The organism is Flavihumibacter sp. ZG627, from assembly GCF_000814325.1.
Lineage (GTDB): Bacteria > Bacteroidota > Bacteroidia > Chitinophagales > Chitinophagaceae > Flavihumibacter.
The window spans coordinates 428562-447327 of sequence record NZ_JPHF01000004.1 but is presented as its reverse complement, the minus strand read 5'-3'; the positions used below and the strand labels follow the sequence as shown (position 1 = coordinate 447327).

Annotated in this window: 18 protein-coding genes; 7 read left to right on the top strand and 11 right to left on the bottom strand. The window is 44.6% G+C overall.

What is annotated here, in order from left to right; translation table 11 throughout:
- Positions 1-16: 16 nt before the first annotated feature.
- Together HY58_RS11525 and bshA are read right to left on the bottom strand one after the other, a co-directional pair.
- Complete coding sequence (locus tag HY58_RS11525) at positions 17-1306, bottom strand: pitrilysin family protein (RefSeq protein WP_072037617.1); 1290 nt, start codon at positions 1304-1306, stop codon at positions 17-19.
- 49 nt (positions 1307-1355) lie between these two features.
- Positions 1356-2474, bottom strand: coding sequence for an N-acetyl-alpha-D-glucosaminyl L-malate synthase BshA (bshA, locus tag HY58_RS11520; RefSeq protein ID WP_039131898.1), 1119 nt, complete (start codon positions 2472-2474; stop codon positions 1356-1358).
- A gap of 66 nt (positions 2475-2540) precedes the next feature.
- Here bshA and HY58_RS11515 point away from each other — a divergent pair, with 66 nt between their 5' ends.
- Positions 2541-3989 carry a M20/M25/M40 family metallo-hydrolase gene (locus HY58_RS11515; protein ID WP_082022142.1) on the top strand — a complete coding sequence of 483 codons (1449 nt, stop codon included), beginning with the start codon at positions 2541-2543 and terminating at the stop codon, positions 3987-3989.
- A 28-nt stretch (positions 3990-4017) separates the two neighbouring features.
- Positions 4018-4419, top strand: coding sequence for a hypothetical protein (locus HY58_RS11510; protein ID WP_039131895.1), 402 nt, complete (start codon positions 4018-4020; stop codon positions 4417-4419).
- 21 nt (positions 4420-4440) lie between these two features.
- On the opposite strand, the gene HY58_RS11505 is transcribed toward HY58_RS11510, so the two are convergent.
- Positions 4441-5151 carry an SAM-dependent methyltransferase gene (locus HY58_RS11505; RefSeq protein ID WP_039132122.1) on the bottom strand — a complete coding sequence of 237 codons (711 nt, stop codon included), beginning with the start codon at positions 5149-5151 and terminating at the stop codon, positions 4441-4443.
- 2 nt (positions 5152-5153) lie between these two features.
- Positions 5154-5912 (bottom strand): EI24 domain-containing protein, encoded by a 759-nt coding sequence (locus HY58_RS11500; RefSeq protein WP_039131893.1) that lies wholly within the window; start codon positions 5910-5912, stop codon positions 5154-5156.
- Positions 5913-5970: 58 nt separating this feature from the next.
- Between HY58_RS11500 and HY58_RS11495 the strand changes: the two genes are divergently transcribed.
- Positions 5971-6570, top strand: a complete 600-nt coding sequence (locus tag HY58_RS11495; RefSeq protein WP_216593798.1) for a DNA-3-methyladenine glycosylase — start codon at positions 5971-5973, stop codon at positions 6568-6570.
- A 13-nt stretch (positions 6571-6583) separates the two neighbouring features.
- On the opposite strand, the gene HY58_RS11490 is transcribed toward HY58_RS11495, so the two are convergent.
- Positions 6584-7594: a PorP/SprF family type IX secretion system membrane protein gene (locus tag HY58_RS11490; RefSeq protein ID WP_039131890.1), complete on the bottom strand. Its 1011-nt coding sequence runs from the start codon at positions 7592-7594 to the stop codon at positions 6584-6586.
- 53 nt (positions 7595-7647) lie between these two features.
- Positions 7648-8298, bottom strand: a complete 651-nt coding sequence (gene upp / locus HY58_RS11485; protein WP_039131885.1) for a uracil phosphoribosyltransferase — start codon at positions 8296-8298, stop codon at positions 7648-7650.
- 96 nt (positions 8299-8394) lie between these two features.
- Between upp and HY58_RS11480 the strand changes: the two genes are divergently transcribed.
- Positions 8395-9498 carry an anhydro-N-acetylmuramic acid kinase gene (locus HY58_RS11480; protein WP_039132120.1) on the top strand — a complete coding sequence of 368 codons (1104 nt, stop codon included), beginning with the start codon at positions 8395-8397 and terminating at the stop codon, positions 9496-9498.
- 65 nt (positions 9499-9563) lie between these two features.
- Entirely contained in the window at positions 9564-9962 is a 399-nt protein-coding gene (locus tag HY58_RS11475) for a hypothetical protein (RefSeq protein ID WP_039131883.1), read from the top strand.
- 6 nt (positions 9963-9968) lie between these two features.
- On the opposite strand, the gene HY58_RS11470 is transcribed toward HY58_RS11475, so the two are convergent.
- From HY58_RS11470 to ade, 5 genes are all read right to left on the bottom strand, one after another.
- Positions 9969-10730 (bottom strand): LytTR family DNA-binding domain-containing protein, encoded by a 762-nt coding sequence (locus tag HY58_RS11470; RefSeq protein ID WP_039131881.1) that lies wholly within the window; start codon positions 10728-10730, stop codon positions 9969-9971.
- Positions 10723-11790, bottom strand: coding sequence for a sensor histidine kinase (locus HY58_RS11465; protein ID WP_172644650.1), 1068 nt, complete (start codon positions 11788-11790; stop codon positions 10723-10725). Before HY58_RS11465 ends, HY58_RS11470 begins: the two co-directional genes overlap by 8 nt.
- The gene (locus HY58_RS11460) at positions 11747-12103 is read right to left on the bottom strand and encodes a DUF4288 domain-containing protein (RefSeq protein WP_039131874.1); all 357 of its coding nucleotides are present in this window, start codon (positions 12101-12103) and stop codon (positions 11747-11749) included. The genes HY58_RS11465 and HY58_RS11460 overlap by 44 nt, the downstream gene beginning before the upstream one ends.
- A 38-nt stretch (positions 12104-12141) precedes the next feature.
- Positions 12142-12936 carry a LiaI-LiaF-like domain-containing protein gene (locus HY58_RS18900; RefSeq protein ID WP_052324066.1) on the bottom strand — a complete coding sequence of 265 codons (795 nt, stop codon included), beginning with the start codon at positions 12934-12936 and terminating at the stop codon, positions 12142-12144.
- A gap of 113 nt (positions 12937-13049) precedes the next feature.
- Complete coding sequence (gene ade, locus HY58_RS11450) at positions 13050-14687, bottom strand: adenine deaminase (RefSeq protein WP_039131870.1); 1638 nt, start codon at positions 14685-14687, stop codon at positions 13050-13052.
- A gap of 69 nt (positions 14688-14756) precedes the next feature.
- Between ade and HY58_RS11445 the strand changes: the two genes are divergently transcribed.
- Together HY58_RS11445 and HY58_RS11440 are read left to right on the top strand one after the other, a co-directional pair.
- A complete protein-coding gene (locus HY58_RS11445) occupies positions 14757-15554 on the top strand; it encodes a hypothetical protein (RefSeq protein ID WP_156123661.1) in 798 nt (265 codons plus the stop codon).
- A 69-nt stretch (positions 15555-15623) separates the two neighbouring features.
- Positions 15624-18707: a sialidase family protein gene (locus tag HY58_RS11440; protein ID WP_039131866.1), complete on the top strand. Its 3084-nt coding sequence runs from the start codon at positions 15624-15626 to the stop codon at positions 18705-18707.
- Positions 18708-18766 lie beyond the last annotated feature (59 nt).

Sequence of the window (18766 nt, the reverse complement as noted above, 5' to 3'; positions counted from 1 at the left end):
TAGTAATCGGTTATCCCTAATCAGGATTTTTGGGTGTAAGCACCAATACCGTTCTGTTGGAAGTTTTCATCCAATTTGCCACTGTCTGCATTATCATGGAATGATCAACTTTATTGAAGGAGGGTTCAATTGAGTTGTAACGTGCAGGGTCATCATCGAACAATGCGAAACAGGCAAGCATCTCGGAAACTGCCAGTCCGTTTTTTTCTTTTCTCATATTTATAAGGGATTTTATCAACCCCGATTTTGCCTGCTGTAATATCGGATCAGTTAATTCCCGTTCAATGCTTCGGATGGCCTCTTCAATTGTTGCTATAAGAGAATCTTTTTGTACAGATGAATCATATACCATATCGGTCATCCATAGCATGGGTCCGTTGTGTGTAAACATATTGCCGAGATAATTGATCCCCCCGTTTACTCTATCGGTATATTTTTTTTGTTCAACCAGCAATTGGTATAACCTGCTATCCTTTCCTTTAACAAGCATCTGGTCAATTAGTCCCATTGCAAAATATGAAGGTGAAGACCTGTCAGGAATTTTATAGGCAACGGAGATAGCAGGACGGCGTATAAGCCCATCCGTTATGTCTGATGTTTTTTCTTTTACCTGCACAGGTTCCGAAATATCGGGTTTCTGTGGAAGAGGCTTTCGAGGGATCAAACCAAAGCATTTCCGGATCAATGATTTTGTACCGGCAGCATTAAAATTTCCCATTATAACCAGCACTGCATTGTTAGGGATATAATAACGCTTAAGAAAACTTTGTATTTCCTCCACAGAAGCGTTTGAAATTAGCTGCGGGTCTCCGAAATAATCGTGTGCATTTTGCCAGTTCTCAAAAGCAATACCGGGCATTTGAAGCCAGGGGAATCCACCATAAGGATGGTTAGTGACAGTGCGTTTATGTTCTGCCTCAAGGGCATGCTTTTGGGAGGTTAATATGTTTTGGCGAATACTGGTATGATGCATACGCAGGGCTTCCTGCTTTAAATATTTTTTCAGCTTATACGTTGGAAGCACTGAATAAAAACTGGTATGGTCAAAGCGTGTGGATGCATTGACAAATCCTTTTCCGTTTTTATGGGATGCCATCCAAACATGTTCGGCAAGATGAGCAAATCCTGCTTCCCCGCGCTGTTCGAGGCGAAAGCCAATATTGTAAGAGAGGTTCACCGTAATATGGGAAGCACTATCTGTTTTCACCAGCACCACCTTGAGTCCATTGTCTAATTTGAAATATTCAATAGCTAAAGGCTGCAATGTTTGTGCATATGAATCAGGAATAGAATTGAAACACAACATGAAGGTCATGATCAACCCCATCGAACTAAAGGGCAGTGTTACTATTCTTTCAGAGGAAGCGATTATATAGTTTTTCGTAAATGGGAACAATATGATGAATGTCAAAGCGGTCGCTCTGCGCCATTGCATTTGTTTTAAAACGTTCCAGCATCACATCGTCACTTAAGAGTTCAATGGCATGTTTACTCATTGCTGCCACATCGCCCACGTCACTGAGGAAGCCGGTTTCACCATGGATATTAATTTCGGGAAGGCCACCCGCATTGGAACTGATAACCGGCACCCCGGCTGCCATAGCTTCCAGCGCAGCAAGACCAAAGCTCTCATATTCAGAAGTGAGCAGGAAAAGATCAGCGATGGCGAGGATCTCTTCTATCTGCTCCTGTTTTCCCACAAAACGGATCTCATCACAAATGCCAAGGTCGCGGCTTAAGCTTTCTGCAGCTCCGCGTTCGGGTCCATCTCCAACAAACAGAAGCTTACTTGGTACCTCTTTAACTACATTGGCAAATATGCGGACAACATCCTCTATTCTCTTTATTTTACGGAAATTGGAAGCATGCATCAGGATGCGCTCACCATTTGGGGCAATTACTTTCCGAAATGCGTCAATTCCCTTTTTACGAAACCGCGACACATCAACAAAGTTGTGGATCACCTCAATATCTTTTTCTATACGAAACCACTTAAAGGTTTCTTCCCTCAGGTTATCTGACACGGCGGTGATGGCATCGCTTTCATTGATGGAAAAAGTTACCACGGGAGCATAGGTCTTATCTCTTCCTACTAATGTTATATCTGTACCATGCAGGGTTGTGATAACGGGGATCGATTTTCCTGTTTTGAGAAGGATCTGTTTGGCCATAAAAGCAGCCGATGCGTGTGGGATGGCATAGTGCACATGCAAAAGGTCGAGGTGATTGTTTATGATAACATCTACCATGGTGCTGGCTAATGCTGTTTCATACGGCGGATAATCAAAAAGCGGATAGGTAGGAACCCTCACTTCATGATAGAAAATATTTGCATTGAATTCGTTTAGCCGTACTGGTTGCTGATAAGTAATGAAGTGGACCTGGTGATCTTTTTCTGCGAGCGCTTTGCCCAATTCTGTTGCAAGTACGCCACTGCCTCCGAAGGTGGGATAACATACGATTCCGATGCGCATAATTCAAAAAATTGTTTATGAAGGTACAGGATTAAAATGTTTGCCTAATTTTAAAAAAACATCAACATGAAAGGAATTGTTTGGTTCGTTTTGACATTCATTCTGCAGGCCGGAGTATTTTCAGGAGCTGCCCGGGCGCAATCGGCGTCGTCGGGCAATGCAGAGCCTTCTTTTGATGCCGCATCAAGAGAAGCTGATTCGGTATTCTTTCGTAAAATGGCAGATGATGTTCTTAGTTCTGCTGCTGCCTATGAAAGTCTTCGCGACTTGTGCAAAAATGTTGGTGCAAGGCTTGCCGGCTCCCCCGGTATGTATAAGGCGGAAGCCTGGGGCGAGAAGGCCCTGAAGGCTGCGGGTGCTGATAAGGTATGGTTACAGGAATGCATGGTGCCTCACTGGGAGCGTGGCAAAGCGGAAGAAGCCTGGTATACCTACGCAGATGAAAAAGGTAAGCAGCAGAAGGTGAAACTGGACGTGCTGGCATTGGGCAATTCAGTGGGTACCATGGCAAAAGGAATTACACTTCCGGCTATACTGATCAACGATTTCGATGAACTTGAGAAAAGAAAAGATGAAGTAAAGGGAAAGATGGTTGTTTTCAATAATGTTTTCGATCCAAAGAATCTCGCGGTGGGACAATCGTACGGCGAGTCTGGTTCCTATCGCAGGAACGGTCCGAGCGAAGCTGCAAAATATGGAGCGGCTGCAATAATGATCAGGTCGGTAACAGCCAGCGCAAATGATAATCATCCGCATACCGGAACAACATCATACGATTCTGCCTACCCAAAAATTCCGGCAGCCGCTGTTGGATTGAAAGACGGTGATAAACTAATTGGTCTGCTCGCATCGGGTAAACCTGTGAGTATTTATTATCGAAGCGATGCCAGGATGTTGCCCGATACCAAAGCGCATAATGTGATAGGTGAGCTTACAGGCTCAGTATTCCCTGAAAAATATATTACTGTTGGTGGGCACCTCGACAGTTGGGATCCCGCTGAAGGTGCGCATGATGATGGCACGGGATGTGTTCATTCAATTGAGGTATTGCGCGCTTTGAAGGCTATGGGCTACAAGCCTCGTCATACCATCAGGGTAGTGCTTTTTGCCAATGAAGAGAATGGTTTAAGAGGTGGAAATAAGTATGCGGCAGAAGCAAAGGCAAAGAATGAAGACCATGTATTTGCACTTGAAAGTGATGCAGGTGGATTTACACCACGTAGCTTTGGCTTTACACTCGACTGGAAAAGGCTCGCGGCAATTCGCCAATGGCTACCATTGTTTGTTCCGTATGGCGTATATGAATTCAGGAATGGTGGCGGTGGAGCTGATATCGGCCCGCTAAACCGATCGCTGGGAACGCCGGTTGCTGGACTCAGTCCTGATGGCTCAAGATATTTCGATCTCCATCATGCGCGTAATGATGTTTTCGAGAATGTTAATAAGCGTGAACTTGATCTGGGTTCTCTGAATATGGCCCTTCTTATTTATATGATCGACAAATACGGATTATGATTATTTTCATATCTGAAACAAACTAACTATGGGAAGATTTCTGACTATCATCATCGTAGCAATTTTATTGATCGGTGGGGGCATTTTTTACTGGCGTTATTTCTGGGTTTTCGGAGAAGGCGTAAAATCAGGAGAACTTAACTACGTGGTACGCAAAGGATATATTTTCAAGACTTATGAAGGAAAGCTCATCCAGAGCGGATTTAAGGGAGGTATGGCTGGAAGCATACAATCCTATGAATTTGAATTCTCTGTTGGCGATAAGAGAATTGCAGAAGAATTGATGACCAATAGCGGGAAAGAATTTGAACTGCATTACAAAGAATATCTTGGCGCACTACCCTGGCGTGGTAATACTAAATATGTTGTGGACAGTATTCTCTCTATGAAAGGTGATCCGGGTGATAAGCAGATATCGCCAAGGCAGTGAAAGCAATAAAAATAATGGGTATCATCCCTGCAAAAGGAATATGGCCGGACGTTTATGGATGTCCGGCTTATTTTTTTGCCAATCATGTATGCTCCTTGTAATGATCCATTCTTCTGCGCCGGTGATATCTACAGCTATGCATAGTCGTGAGTGGGGCCTGCACTCCTTTAATATTGCTTCAAGCAACTGGTTATTACGATAAGGTGTTTCAATAAAAATTTGTGTACAGTTAATGCGTGCCGACTCAGCCTCCAGTTCTTTCAATATTTTATTGCGGGCAGCGCTATCAATGGGGAGATAACCATTGAATTTGAACTGTTGTCCGTTCATTCCACTGGCCATCAGGGCAAGCAGGATAGAACTTGGCCCTACAAGAGGCTTAATAATTGCGCCCATTTCCTGCGCGGTGGCTACCAGTATCTGTCCCGGATCAGCAATGCCGGGGCATCCTGCCTCACTGATGATCCCTATCGTCTTCCCACGCTGCAACTGTTGCCTGAACTGGCTTCTGACCTCTTCTTCTGCCTTATGTATGGTAAACCATTCATACTGGTCAATAACCATATCACGCCATAACATTTTGAGATAGCGCCTCGCGCTGCGTTCATTCTCCACGAAAAATACCTGGCATTGTTTCACTGCGTCAAGCACATAGGGAGGGATCGTCTGGAGATTATTTTCATCAAGAAAGGAGGGGATCATATAAACCGATCCAAGGGCACTGCTTGCCATGATCATTTATTTTCTAGTTGACGGAGGCTTAGGGTGGCGGCCACTACGGCATAGGTGGGAGCAAGTATCCATCCTAATATTGGTACTGCATGCATAAGGTAGAACATAAGTCCATTTCCTATTGCCAATCCCTTATGGTCACTAATGAAGCGGACACTTTCCTGCGGCGACATTTTTCTTCTTTCACAACTATAATCCATCATCGAAAAACCATAATAATAGCATTCGGTGAATAAGGATAGCATCGGGCTGACCCATCCCAAAACTGGTATAAAAGAAAGTATCAGAATAGAAATGGTGTAAACAGTTTGCCAGAGCAGGTTTCGAAGGGCCAGCCGGATTCCGCGGATAATATCTTTCATCAGTTGAGGAAGGCTGAAAGGGAAATCACGGCCTTCCAGGATCGATTCTGTCTTCTCACTCAGGTAGGCGAAAAGCGGCGATCCGATTATCAGGAAGGCAAACTTGAAGAAAGAAAAATAGAAGAATATCAGGAGTAAACGAACCATGATATTTCCCATTACAAAAAGAAAATTGAGAAAGGGGTTTTTTTGTTCCTGCAGCCAGGTGTCAATCCCGATAAGATTACTAAGGTAGTTTACTGCAGAATTGCTTGAGCTCAGGAAAAAATACATTCCAGCAATGAACAGTATCATATAAAGGATGCCTGGAATGATTATCCATTTCCAGAGATTATGCTGGCGTATAAACTGGTGGGCCTTGAAGTAAGATTCAATGGCGATGATGATCTCTTTAAGCAACCGGTATTAGTTTGTGCGCCTAAATTTATTACTTTGACCCTAGACCAACGCATAAATGATGACAAAATTACCGCTCTCTTTTTTTGAGCGCAGCGATGTGGTGCAGATTGCGCGTGAATTGGTAGGAAAAATACTTCTAACATCTTTCGACGGCCAGCGTACAAGCGGACGCATTGTTGAAACGGAAGCATACAATGGTATCGTGGATAAGGCATCACATGCATATAGCGGCAGGAGAACAGCCCGAACAGATATCATGTTCAGGGAAGGCGGAACAGCCTATGTGTATCTCTGTTATGGTATCCATCACTTATTTAATGTGGTTACCAATACCATCAATATTCCCCATGCCGTGTTGATCAGGGCGATTGAACCTTTGGAGGGAGTGGATATCATGCAGGAGCGATTACGGGCACCCGGGGGAGGCCCGCTACATACATTTGGGCGCGGACCAGGTAAGCTCTCTAAAGCTCTTGGTATCAGCACTTCTCATACAGGCACAGTTTTACAAGAATCCATTGCCATCTATGATGATGGCTATCGTCCTGCTGAAATTATAGCGGGACCAAGAATCGGGGTTGACTATGCCGCGGAAGATGCTGAACTGCCTTACCGGTTCTATCTTGCTGGCAGTAAAGCTGTTTCAGGGAAAAAATAAAATCTGCTGAGCTTTAAAATTTTGGACATGGTATATCCTTGCCGCCAGTACTTGGTTTTTTGATATAGATCAGGCTCACTTCTATGCCACCACGTCGCATGGATGCGGTTTTGAGCGCTGATGTATTTACGTCATACGTTACCCCCAACCTGATATCTGCAAATTCAAATCCAACATAAGGAATGAATGAATCACTAAAACGATACCAGGCACCGGCATAAAATTGTGTGGGTCTTTCGAAGTCGTCGATAAGGTTATATGCAACGGCTCCACCAACCACTGTTTCATTAGCCCCTGCCTGTCGTGAATGCAAACCCGATAAGTGGAGCGTGGTTGCCTGCCCCACCGGCAGGTAACCCCCACCATGTACACTAACTCTTGGCTGCAGGGTATAATTCCCATTGGTGAAGTTTTCCTTAGGCCGGTTCAGGTGGTAAACAGAAGCCCCGATATAAAAATTATCATCCCCATTGGATGATCCGCTGTATAATACCCCGGCATTGAAATCAAGATAACTTACACTGATTCTGCTGCCATCAACAGCCTCGCCGCTGGGATTGGTCCAGGTGCCATCAAGGGCAAGTTCATTCTCGAAATTCAATTCTGATCCATCCAGGCGTTTGCTGGTATAAACACCCTGGAAGCCAACACCCAACTGGTGTAGTCCGTTTTCATCGAGTGATTTATGATATGCTGTAGAGAGGGCAAAATAGTTACTGTTAAGTATACCATTTGCTGTTCGGTCACTCATAGCCATACCTCCAACACCCCATGTATCGAAATCAGGTAATTTTCCTGACATTACCGGCGCGTCTAATGATATGGTGGATGTGACGAATGCTTTGCTTATTGCAGGCCATTGGTCACGATAGTTACCGGCAACACGAAGTTGACCGTTGAACTTTCCCGTGTAAGCCGGGTTAAGCGTAAGGGGCGAAGCAAAGAATTGTGAGAAATGCGGATCCTGTGAAAGGGCAGGAAGGCCAAATCCCAAAAGCAATAGTATTATTGGCAGGGTTCTCATATATAGGTCCGGTAAAATACAAATTTTAATACTGGGCGGGGTTAAAATTGTGCCTATTGCTGTTGTTTTACTCCATAAGCAAGGTCTCCCGCATCGCCGAGGCCGGGTACAATATATCCTTTTGCAGTAAGTTCATCATCAATGGCACCGCACCAGATGCGGACATTTGGCTCCAGGCGATGAACATATTCTATTCCCACGGTACAGGCAATTGCAGCAACAATATGAACCTCCCGTGGCTTTCCTTCATCTCGCAGAAACTGAATGGTCTTAACTAGTGATGCACCAGTTGCGAGCATGGGATCAGCAATGATGAGTATGCGATCTTCGAGGTCGGGACAGGAAACATATTCCATACTGATCTCAAAACTCCCATCGGGATGATGTTTCCGGTATGCTGATATAAAAGCATTGTCTGCTTTGTCGAAATAGTTGAGAAGTCCCTGGTGCAGCGGTAATCCGGCGCGCAGAATGGTGGCTAATACAGGTTGCTCTTTTAGAAGTTTGCAATTGGAGATACCCAACGGGGTTTGTGTATCAACCAGTTCATGGGCCATGAATTTACTGATCTCATAGGCGGCAACTTCACCTATCCGCTCAAGGTTTCTTCTAAACCGCATACGGTCGCCCTGAATGTCAACATTCCTGATTTCACTGACCCAATCGCACAAAAGGGAGTATTGCTTGCTTAGATTGACCACCATGATTTTCCTGTTTTTTTGCAGGCGGCAATCGTTGTAATTTGCAGCCGCTATAACAAATCTAAAGTTCAGGCAGGTAATTCTAAAACATTTTTTCCCATGGTCTATAAAGCAATCGGTTTAATGAGTGGCAGTTCGCTTGATGGATTGGACATAGCCTATGTTCATTTACATGCTGCCGGAGGTAACTGGTCAATGGATATCCAGCATTCCGAAACCCATCCCTATACACGGGAATGGGCAGATAAACTGCGTAATGCTATCAATCTTTCAGCCCTTGATTATATGCTGCTTCATGCAGATTACGGTCATTATATTGGCAAAGCGGTTAATGATTTTATTACCCGGTTCGGGCTGGAACATAAAGTAGATATGATCGCATCACATGGCCATACCACCTTCCATCTTCCTTTAAGGGGAATGACCGGGCAGATCGGTGATGGTGCTGCTATTGCAGCCGAAACGGCGCTTCCCGTTATCTCCGATCTGCGTGCACTTGATGTAGCACTCGGTGGCCAGGGCGCCCCGATAGTGCCTGTTGGAGAAAAATTATTATTGGGAGACTATGGATTTCTGTTGAACCTTGGTGGTATCGCAAACCTTTCTTTCAGGAAAGAAAATAAATATTATGCTTTTGATGTTTGCTCCGCCAACCGGGTATTGAATCTACTGGTTCAACCCCATGGGATGCAGATGGACGAAGGCGGAAAGATAGCAGCCACTGGTAATATTGACGAGGCACTTCTTTCGCGGCTTAACCTTTTGGATTACTACGGTATGGCCTACCCGAAATCGCTTGCCAACGATTTTGGTACCGATGTGGTGTATCCACTGGTGGAATTTGCCGGCCTCCCTCTTGCAGATGCGCTGAACACCTATTGTGAGCATATTGCACACCAGGTTGCAGACAGCATTAGTCATATTACTGCAAAAGAAGGAATGGTGCCCGGAGAACAACAATTACTGGTTACAGGGGGCGGCGCATTGAATGATTTTCTTGTTAGCAGGATAGCAGCAAATCTCGCTCCGCTCGGATTAAAAATTGTAGTGCCTGATCGTCAACTGGTAGAATATAAGGAAGCGGTAATAATGGCACTGATCGGCGTTCTCCGCTGGCGCGAAGAGTACAATGTGCTGGCATCTGTAACAGGTGCAAGTCGTGATAGTATTGGTGGTGCGCTATGGTTGGGAACGGATGCCTAGTATAACAGGGTGGGATGGCTTGCATTTTCCGGAATGTTTTTATATTTTTCGGAAAATCACGTCCCATGGAATTCCAAACCTTTGAAGAATTATCCAACCGCTATCTTGGCCTGTTGGAAGAATATGCAAACACCGAAGCTGAAAAAAAGCAACTGGAAGCAGATATTCAGCATAAAAAAGCCAGTTATACCCATGCAGTCGACATTATTGGTGACAGGTCGTTTCTTGAAGAAGTAGACCAGTTATCGAAGTATATGTATGAGCTGCAGGCTGCGCGTAATGGTATCAGGGAACTGGAGGAAAAGTTTGTAGAGAAACTGGAACTTATAGCACCACTTGTACTCACACATAATGCTCGCCGCAGAGGCAAAAGGATCACCTATAAATACGAAGTCCAGAACGGTAAACTGAAAGTTACCCTTGATGTTCCTGCTGTAACAAGCCAGGTGATCATGGCGCCCTGATGATTATCAGATACCAAGCTGGGCCTTAAGTTTCGGATAACCCGTTTTACTAACCGGGAGCTGTTTGCCATTCCTTAGAATGGCCATCCAGCTTTCTTTTTCGTGTGGGTGTAACCGTGTTATCTCTCTAATGTTCACGATGCATGATCTATGAATGCGAACAAACCGGTGGGCAGGTAACTGTTTCTCTATCGTAGCCATGGTGCGGTTCTTCAGCCAACTGCCTGACTGTGTAACTATACGCACATAATCATCAGCAGCTTCAACATATTGTATTTCCTCAACCGGTATAATGCGGATATTATTATTTTCTCTTATTACGATCCTGTCAATTTGCTGTGGCGATAGACTGGCAGTTGCGAGGAGAGATTGCGTATGTTCAGGTGTTTGATTTTCCTGCTCATCCATTTGCTTTGCCTGTTGTTGAAGAAATTTATCTACAGCTTTTTTAAAGCGTTCAAAGGTTAATGGCTTCAGTAAATAATCAACGGCATTCTGTTCAAAAGCCCGGATGGCATATTCATCAAAGGCGGTGGTGAAAATTATTGAAGGGGGCTGGTCAATTAATTCCAGCATTTCAAAGCCATTGATCTTGGGCATCTGGATATCAAGAAATACCAGGTGGGGATTTGATTGCTGAATGGCTTTCAATCCTTCAAATCCATTCTGGCAAACCTGTATCACCTCAATTTGAGGATACTGTTCCAGGTATTCCTTCACAATCATTGAAGCCAGTGGTTCATCATCAATAAGAATGGCTTTATACATTTGTCTGCGGAATTTTGATAGTAGTGATATAGTTATTCTCTTCCGGATGCACGAGTAGAAGATCCTGTCTGCCAAAGAGCAGGTATAGCCTTCGCTGCACTGCAGTTAAACCAAACCCTGTGCCTTTCCTGGATACAGTGGATGTAGGGTCAAATGGATTGGATACAGTTACCTGGAGAAATCCTTCCATGCATTCAGTTTCTATGCTAATCGTAACATCCTCAAGGGTATCGTATAAACCGAATTTTATAGCATTTTCTACAACTGGTTGCAGCAATAATGGGGGAAGAAGGGCCTTATCGCAGTTTTCACCAATGCTGATATTGGTATTCAATCGATGGCCGAATCTCAGCTTTTCAATTTCAAGATATCTATCGATCTGTTCCATTTCTTCAGTTAGCGGCACCAGGTCATCTTCCTTGCGGTTTATTGTTGATCGCAAAAAAGTGGATAGCTGCTCTATCATTTTTCTTGCTTCTTCCGGCTTGCTGCCAACAAGTGCATTGATGCTGTTAAGGCTGTTAAAAAGAAAATGTGGCTGGAGTTGTTGCCGCAATTTATATAACTCTGCCTCACGTGCCAGCACCATGGTTTCTTCAAGCATGTTTCGCTGTTTAATTTCCTGCTTCAGCATGTTCCAGAGAAGGTTCAGGATTATCATCCATTCCACCATAAGCAGTGCAAATGTTCCTCTCAGGAAAGTACTCTCATTAAGGAACCGGATGTATTCGCTGTTGTCTTTAAGAATTGCCTGCAGCACCAGTTTTGCGGCAATATTGAAGAGGATGGAAAATACCAGTCCCAACAGCAGGATGATCCAGAATTGGGAGGGATTTGGATGATAGTACCGAAAGGTCTGAATAATTGTCATACTTGCCAGGCTGAGCATCAGCACATTCACGATAGAGTCTGTAAAGCTCACCTGCAGGCCGAATCCCATTTGCAGTAGTGCAAAAAAATTCATTTGCCATAACATGAAAATAAGAATGCCTGTTATGACCCTGAGTGAAGTATTGTTAAAAGGAATGGATGGCATCAGTTTGGGTTTGAAGGATGGCATTTGATCGGTTAAGGATCTTTTCACGGTATCCATCAGGATGTTCGATCTCAATTATATGATTGAATATCTCAGCTCCATGGGTCATCTCTCTTAGCGGCATCAGTTCTGTTACTGCAAGAAATTTCCATTGCACCAGTCGTTGGTGCTGATCTGTAAAGCTAAATGCTTCCTGCTCTCCGAGTTCGTTGGCCATATTAAGGGCATCTGAATGATCTGTTGCCCTGATCAATCTTACCTGTTCATCAAACTGCGGACAATGGTTTCCGTTACCACATATGATCTCATACACCACCATGGCTATATACCAGTTCATAGTTAAGGTTTTGGTTGAAGTTTTGGTTAATGGATAAGTTAGTAGCTCTGGATTTCGATACCACCGAAAACGGCATTGGCTTCAAGAATGAGTATCTTATCAGAATAAATGGTATGCCTTGGGCGCTTATCTTCCACGCCACCAAGAACAGCATTTGATTTCAGCTTTATCTGCCAGTGGGAAGGCACGATCAGTTTGATTCCACCAAATACAGCATTCAGTTCCAGTTTGGCACCCGGGGCAAGATCGCCATGTAATAAGTTGATCTCCGCGCCTGCAAAAACAGCGGATACTTCACCGCCTGTAAAGTGTTTTGAAATAACGTTCTTGCGCACGTTGCCAAATATTACCGATTCATTCATGCGGTCACTCAGATCATCTGACGCTGCAGCCCCCTCAAAATCACTGCTGCCGGTAACGTTTTCTCCTGTACCCGTTTGCTGGTTGGGTTTGCTGCAGAACATGTTTTTACCAGAACGACCAAAAATGAACAGGATACCCACTACTATCAACGCTGCCGGCAAGAAAAAATCCCGCGGAAGGAATTGGGGAAAGACATCGTCAAGAAGAAAAAAACTTCCGATAAGGATAGGGATCAGCCATCCGATTGAACGGAACCTTGTTTGTATTCCTACAACCAAACCGATTCCTATCAGCAGCATCGGCCAGGTGAATATATATTCCGGCATTGGCGCTCCCATTTTCCTGGCTATCGATAATACGCCGATGAGCACAAGGAAAATTCCGACTATGGCGCCATTTGATCTGTTCTGGCGCGATGCAGACCAATCATTGCCGGTTGAATAAGGTTTTTTTGTTTCCTGCGTATCCATTGTTATAAGTTTTAACCAAAACTAGGTTAAGGGCGCAGCGCTGGCAAGGGCGTTTAGGGGAATCGCCGTCAGAAGTCGGTGAAATGGGGATGGCAGTCGGTGAAAATGTTTGACTAACGCTCTATAAAAGTAAAATCCATACCATTGAACAAACCTTTATCACTCAACTTGAGTTCCGGAATCACCAACAGAGCCATAAAGGATAATGTCATGAAAGGTGCGCCCAGTAAAGATCCCAGGTCTTTTGCCATCAGGTCTATCTTTGTATATGCTGCCGCAACTTCATAGCCATCGTCGGTACTCATAAGACCGGCTACCGGTAATGGCAAAACCATGGATTTGTTTCCACTAAAGCAACTGATTCCACCACGTTCGGCTATAACCAGGTTTATTGCTTCGCATATAGATGCATCATCAACCCCCACGGCAATAATATTGTGCGAGTCATGTGCAACAGAGGAAGCAATTGCGCCTTGTTTCAGACCAAAATGCTTTATAAAACAGGCTGCCGCAGGTGCCTCCTTATAACGGTTTACCACAACCAGTTTCAGGAGGTCTTTCTTAACATTGGAAACATAGCCTCCATTTTCCACAACAAGATCATCGGCTGTAAGGGGAAGGGTCTTCGTTATTAATTGTCCGTCCATAGCTTCGATAGCCGGCATCGGGTCTTTATCGGCAGCAATAAAAAGATCCTCCAACACGCGGGGTTTGCAATCAAAATGATTGATTGGTTCTTCGGCTATATGTTCCAGTAATGACTCTCCATTTTTGGCAACCATTTGTCCTTCAATCCATGTTTCAAGCACATCAAAATTCTCAAGGTCATTCAGGAGGATAAAGTCTGCCGGATCTCCTTCCCTCAATAGTCCCACATTCATATTATAATGCAACACAGGATTGATACAGGCTGCCTGCAAAATATGGAAAACATCCACTTCATGGTCAATTGCACGCGCGCAAAGCTGGTCGATATGTCCATTCACGAGGCTATCGGGATGCTTGTCGTCCGTACAAAACATGATATGGTCGGGGAATTCATGCAGCAGGCCGATCAGTGCTTCGAAATTTTTTGCGGCGCTTCCTTCGCGGATGAGGATATGCATACCATGCACCAGTTTTTCACGTGCCTCATCTGGTGTGAAGCACTCATGGTCAGTACTTATGCCCGCTGCAATGTATTCTGCAGCCTCTTCGCCTCTTAAGCCTGGTGCATGACCGTCTACAGGCTTTGCACGCTTTTTGGCAGCATCAATTTTCGCCATCACTTCCGGATCTCCCTGCAGCACCCCGGGAAAGTTCATCATCTCACTTAAATAATAAATATCATCGCGGTCGAGCAATTGTGCTACGGCAGCAGCATCCAGCGTGGCACCGGCGGTTTCAAACGCTGTTGCGGGCACGCAGGAGGGAGCGCCAAAATGGAATTTGAAAGGTGATTTCTCGCCATTCCTGATCATAAAGAGTACTCCTTCAATGCCACAAACATTTGCGATTTCATGCGGGTCGGAGATGGAGGCCACCGTTCCATGTACAACTGCCAGGCGGCCAAAAGAAGAGGGAACCAGCATGGAGCTTTCAATATGTACATGGGCATCTATGAAACCGGCACAAACAAAGGGCGCGGCAGTATTGATACCATCCGAGAGCTTTTTTACCCTGGCAATACGGCTTCCCTCCAGGTGTAATTCCCCGAAAAATATATTACGGGCCGGGATGTCAACAATATTACCCTGGATGATATTTTCCATAAAGCCTTGTTTATCATCGCAATTTACCCAATCACCATTAATTATATAAAAAATCGGTAAATCGGTGTAATGAAATGGATGGACGGGATACTAATAGGTATAAATACTTATACATTTGTGAAAACTACAAAAGCACATCACATGAAAACGATGAAACTGGCGCTATTAGGTATCACTGCTGTTCTGGGGGCTTTCACCTCCTACGCGCAAACAGCTGATGAGGTGGTCAATAAATACCTTGATGCCATTGGAGGTAAAGAGAATTGGAAAAAAGTAAGCTCTGTTATAACGGAAGGTAATATGTCTGTTCAGGGTGCTGATGTGTTGGTTACCGCAACCGTTGTGCATGGTAAGGGAAGTCGGCAGGACATATCTGTTATGGGGATGACCGGATACCAGATCATGACACCAACAGGTGGATGGAGCTATATGCCATTTCAGGGACAGGCACAGGCCGAACCAATGACTGAAGAAATGGTAAAGAAAGGAGCAGATCAGTATGATACACAGGGTGCTCTTGTTGATTACAAGGATAAGGGACATAATGTAGAGTATCTTGGTAAAGAAGATGTGGATGGAACAGAGTGTCACAAACTCAAGATCACGCATAAGAGCGGTAAGGAAGAAACCTATTTTCTTGATCCTGCTTCTTACTATCTCATTAAGGCAATTAGTAAGAATAATGTGAACGGACAGGAAGTGGAGATGACAACTGCATTCAGCAATTATAAAAAAATGCCTGAAGGTATTGTTATACCGATGTCCATTTCTTTGCCAATGGGCCCTGGTATGATGGCTGATATGACCATCACTAAAGTAGAGATCAACAAGCCCGTTGCTGATTCTACCTTCAAACCTTCGAACTAATTTCTGATCATATAGCTTCAAGCCCGGACCACTATCCGGGCTTGTTCATTTAACCAAACCTATACCGCTATGCAGAGAATTCTTCTCCTTGCAGTTGTTGCTATTACAGCAACTAACCTTCATGCACAAACTAAAGTAAGTTCCGCCACCTTTGGTACCATGGAAGCCCGCTGGATGGGCCCTGGAACCATGAGTGGACGTATCACAGCAATTGAAGGTGTAAATGCCGACAGTAAAACGATTTATGTAGGAACAGCCGGGGGTGGTGTTTGGAAAACGACCAATGCCGGCGCATCTTTCAAGCCTGTATTTGATAAGTATTGCCAGAGCATAGGAGCCATTGCCATCGATCAGAAAAATCCACGTACTGTTTTTGTTGGAACGGGCGAAAGCAATATGCGTAACAGTGTTTCCATAGGTGTTGGATTATACAAAACCACTGATGGCGGCGATAACTGGTCGCGCGTGGGACTTGATAGTACAGAACATATTTCTAAAGTGGTTATTGATCCATCCAACTCCAATAATATTTATGTAGCAGCACCAGGCCCACTATGGAGCGAAAGCAAACACCGTGGTTTGTATAAATCTTCAGATGGCGGAAAAAACTGGGACAAGGTTTTGTATATATCAGAGAAGGCCGGTTGTGCTGATGTTTCTGTTGATCCACAGAATCCGAATACAGTATATGCCACTACCTGGGAATTCAGGAGGCTACCTTATCTGTTTAATTCGGGGGGTAGTGGAAGTGGTGTATATAAAAGTATTGATGGTGGAAAAACCTGGAAGGAGCTGACAAAAGGCCTGCCCGCCAAACCGTTTGGAAGGGTGGCGCTTGCCCTTGCTCCGAGTGCTCCGCAAAACCTGCTCGCAATTGTTGAAGCAAAAGAAACCAAGCTCTATATATCTGCCGATGGCGGAGAGAACTGGAAAGAACAGAGTGCTACCCTGAACGTGGTATCAAGGCCATTTTATTTCAGCACACTAGTAGTTGATCCAAAAGATCACAAACGCGTTTACCGTCCGGCTTTTTCTTTCTCTTACTCTGATGATGGCGGATATTCTTTCGCGGATGCGAGTAATGAAGGCGGCTGGGTGCATTCCGATCACCATGCCCTTTGGATAAACCCAAACTATACCAACCAGATGTACCTGGGAACGGATGGAGGAGTTTATATCAGTATGGACAGGGGAGCTACCTGGATTTTTGCGAGTAATCTGCCGGTAGGTCAATTTTACCATGTAGCGGTGGACAACCAGCAGCCATATAGAATATACGGTGGATTGCAGGATAATGGTAGCTGGGTTGCTCCTTCGGCAGCGGCGGGGGGCGTACAAAATGGCGACTGGAAGGCAATATATGGTGGTGATGGATTCTGGACCATACCCGACCCCCTTGACCCTGATATTGCTTACGCCGAATACCAGGGCGGAAATATGGGAAGGGTAAATCTCAAAACCTTAAAGAGTGTAACCATTAAGCCACAGGCAGGATCAAATGACGCTAAACTCAGATGGAACTGGAACACGCCAATTCATATCGGACAGAATAATCCGAAAAACCTTTATTGTGGTGCACAGTTTCTTTTTAAAAGCACTGATAAAGGAACTAACTGGACACGCATTTCTCCTGATCTTACAACCAATGACAAGAAAAAACAGGAACAGGAAAACAGTGGCGGCTTAAGTGCAGACAATACATCAGCAGAAAATCACACCACTATTTTTACTATAGCAGAATCTCCCCTTGATGAAAATCTAATATGGGTCGGAACAGATGATGGTAACCTTCAGTACACAACAGACGGCGGAAAAAACTGGACCAATGTGTCGGCCAATATTGCTGCTGCAGGCATCCCGGCTCAAACCTGGGTAAGCAGTGTGGAACCCGGAAGGTTTAACAGGAATGTTATCTATGCAACATTTGACAACCATATGTATGGTGATCATAAAACATGGGCTGCTCGTTCAGAAGATATGGGTAAAACCTGGAAAATGTTTGCCAGTGAGGATTTTACCGGGTTTGCACATAAGATAAAAGAAGACCTGGTGAATCCTGAATTACTTTTTCTGGGAACAGAAATGGGATTATTCGCAAGCGTAGATGGCGGAGGTAGTTGGTTCAGGATGAAAAACCGGATACCCGACTATTCACTGGTTCGTGATATTGCAATACATCCTGTAACCAATGACCTGGTGATCGGAACGCATGGCCGCGGGATAATAATCGTGGATGATATCTCCCCCATGCGCGGATTGACGGCAGGCATTCTTGAGAAAGATGTGCATGTATTTTCCAATAAACCAGTGCCGCTGAGTTCCGGTAAATTTGGAGATGGAGGTTTTCCTCCAACGGGAGGATGGACAGCAGGAAATCCTGCCAGTTTACCTGCTGTGCAGTATTACCTCAAAGAGCGGGTTATGACCGGCGATGTAAAACTTGATATTTATGATGCAGCGGGAAAGCTGGTACAAACGGTACCAGGTTCTAAGCGCAAGGGCATAAATAAAGTTTACTGGAATATGCGGATGACTCCCATTAAGCCTGCCGCAGGTGGCGCCAAAATGGATTATGGAGCATTTGTAGCACCTATGGTGATGCCTGGTGAGTATACGCTGAAATTAAAAGTTGGGGAGAAGGAGTATACCGATAAGATGGTGGTAGTTCATGATGAGGGCAATAAGAATTTCAGCAAGGAAGATCTTGAAGCACGCTATGCTGCGGCTATGGATCTCTATACCATGCAGGCTGATATCAACGCACTCATTTCAAGCATTAATGAAGAACAGCAGTTGTTGAAGAAAAATGGTGAAAAAGTGAAGAGCGATAAGGTTAAGAAATTACTCCGCGATTATACCAGTTCTCTGGAAACATTAAGAGCTACTTTATTAGCTACAAAGCAGAAGTCTATTTTTGCGGATGAAGAACAATTAAGAGAAAGGATCAGTGAAGTATATGGCGCCGTTGCAGGCCAGGAGTCGAGGCCAAGCAATCTTCAGTTGGAGCGTATAAATGTTTTGAAAGGACAGCTTTCCACAGCCCGGTCAGAACATGCTAAGATCAGCCGTCAGTATTCGGATAAAGTTCGGCTGGCGCTTTCTAAGGAGGGGGTGAAAACCCCCGATGCACTGAAAGATAAAACCGGAAACTGATCTTCTGCGGTTGAAGATATGCGGTAGATAACTGCCGGTCCTTTGGGCCGGCAGTTTGT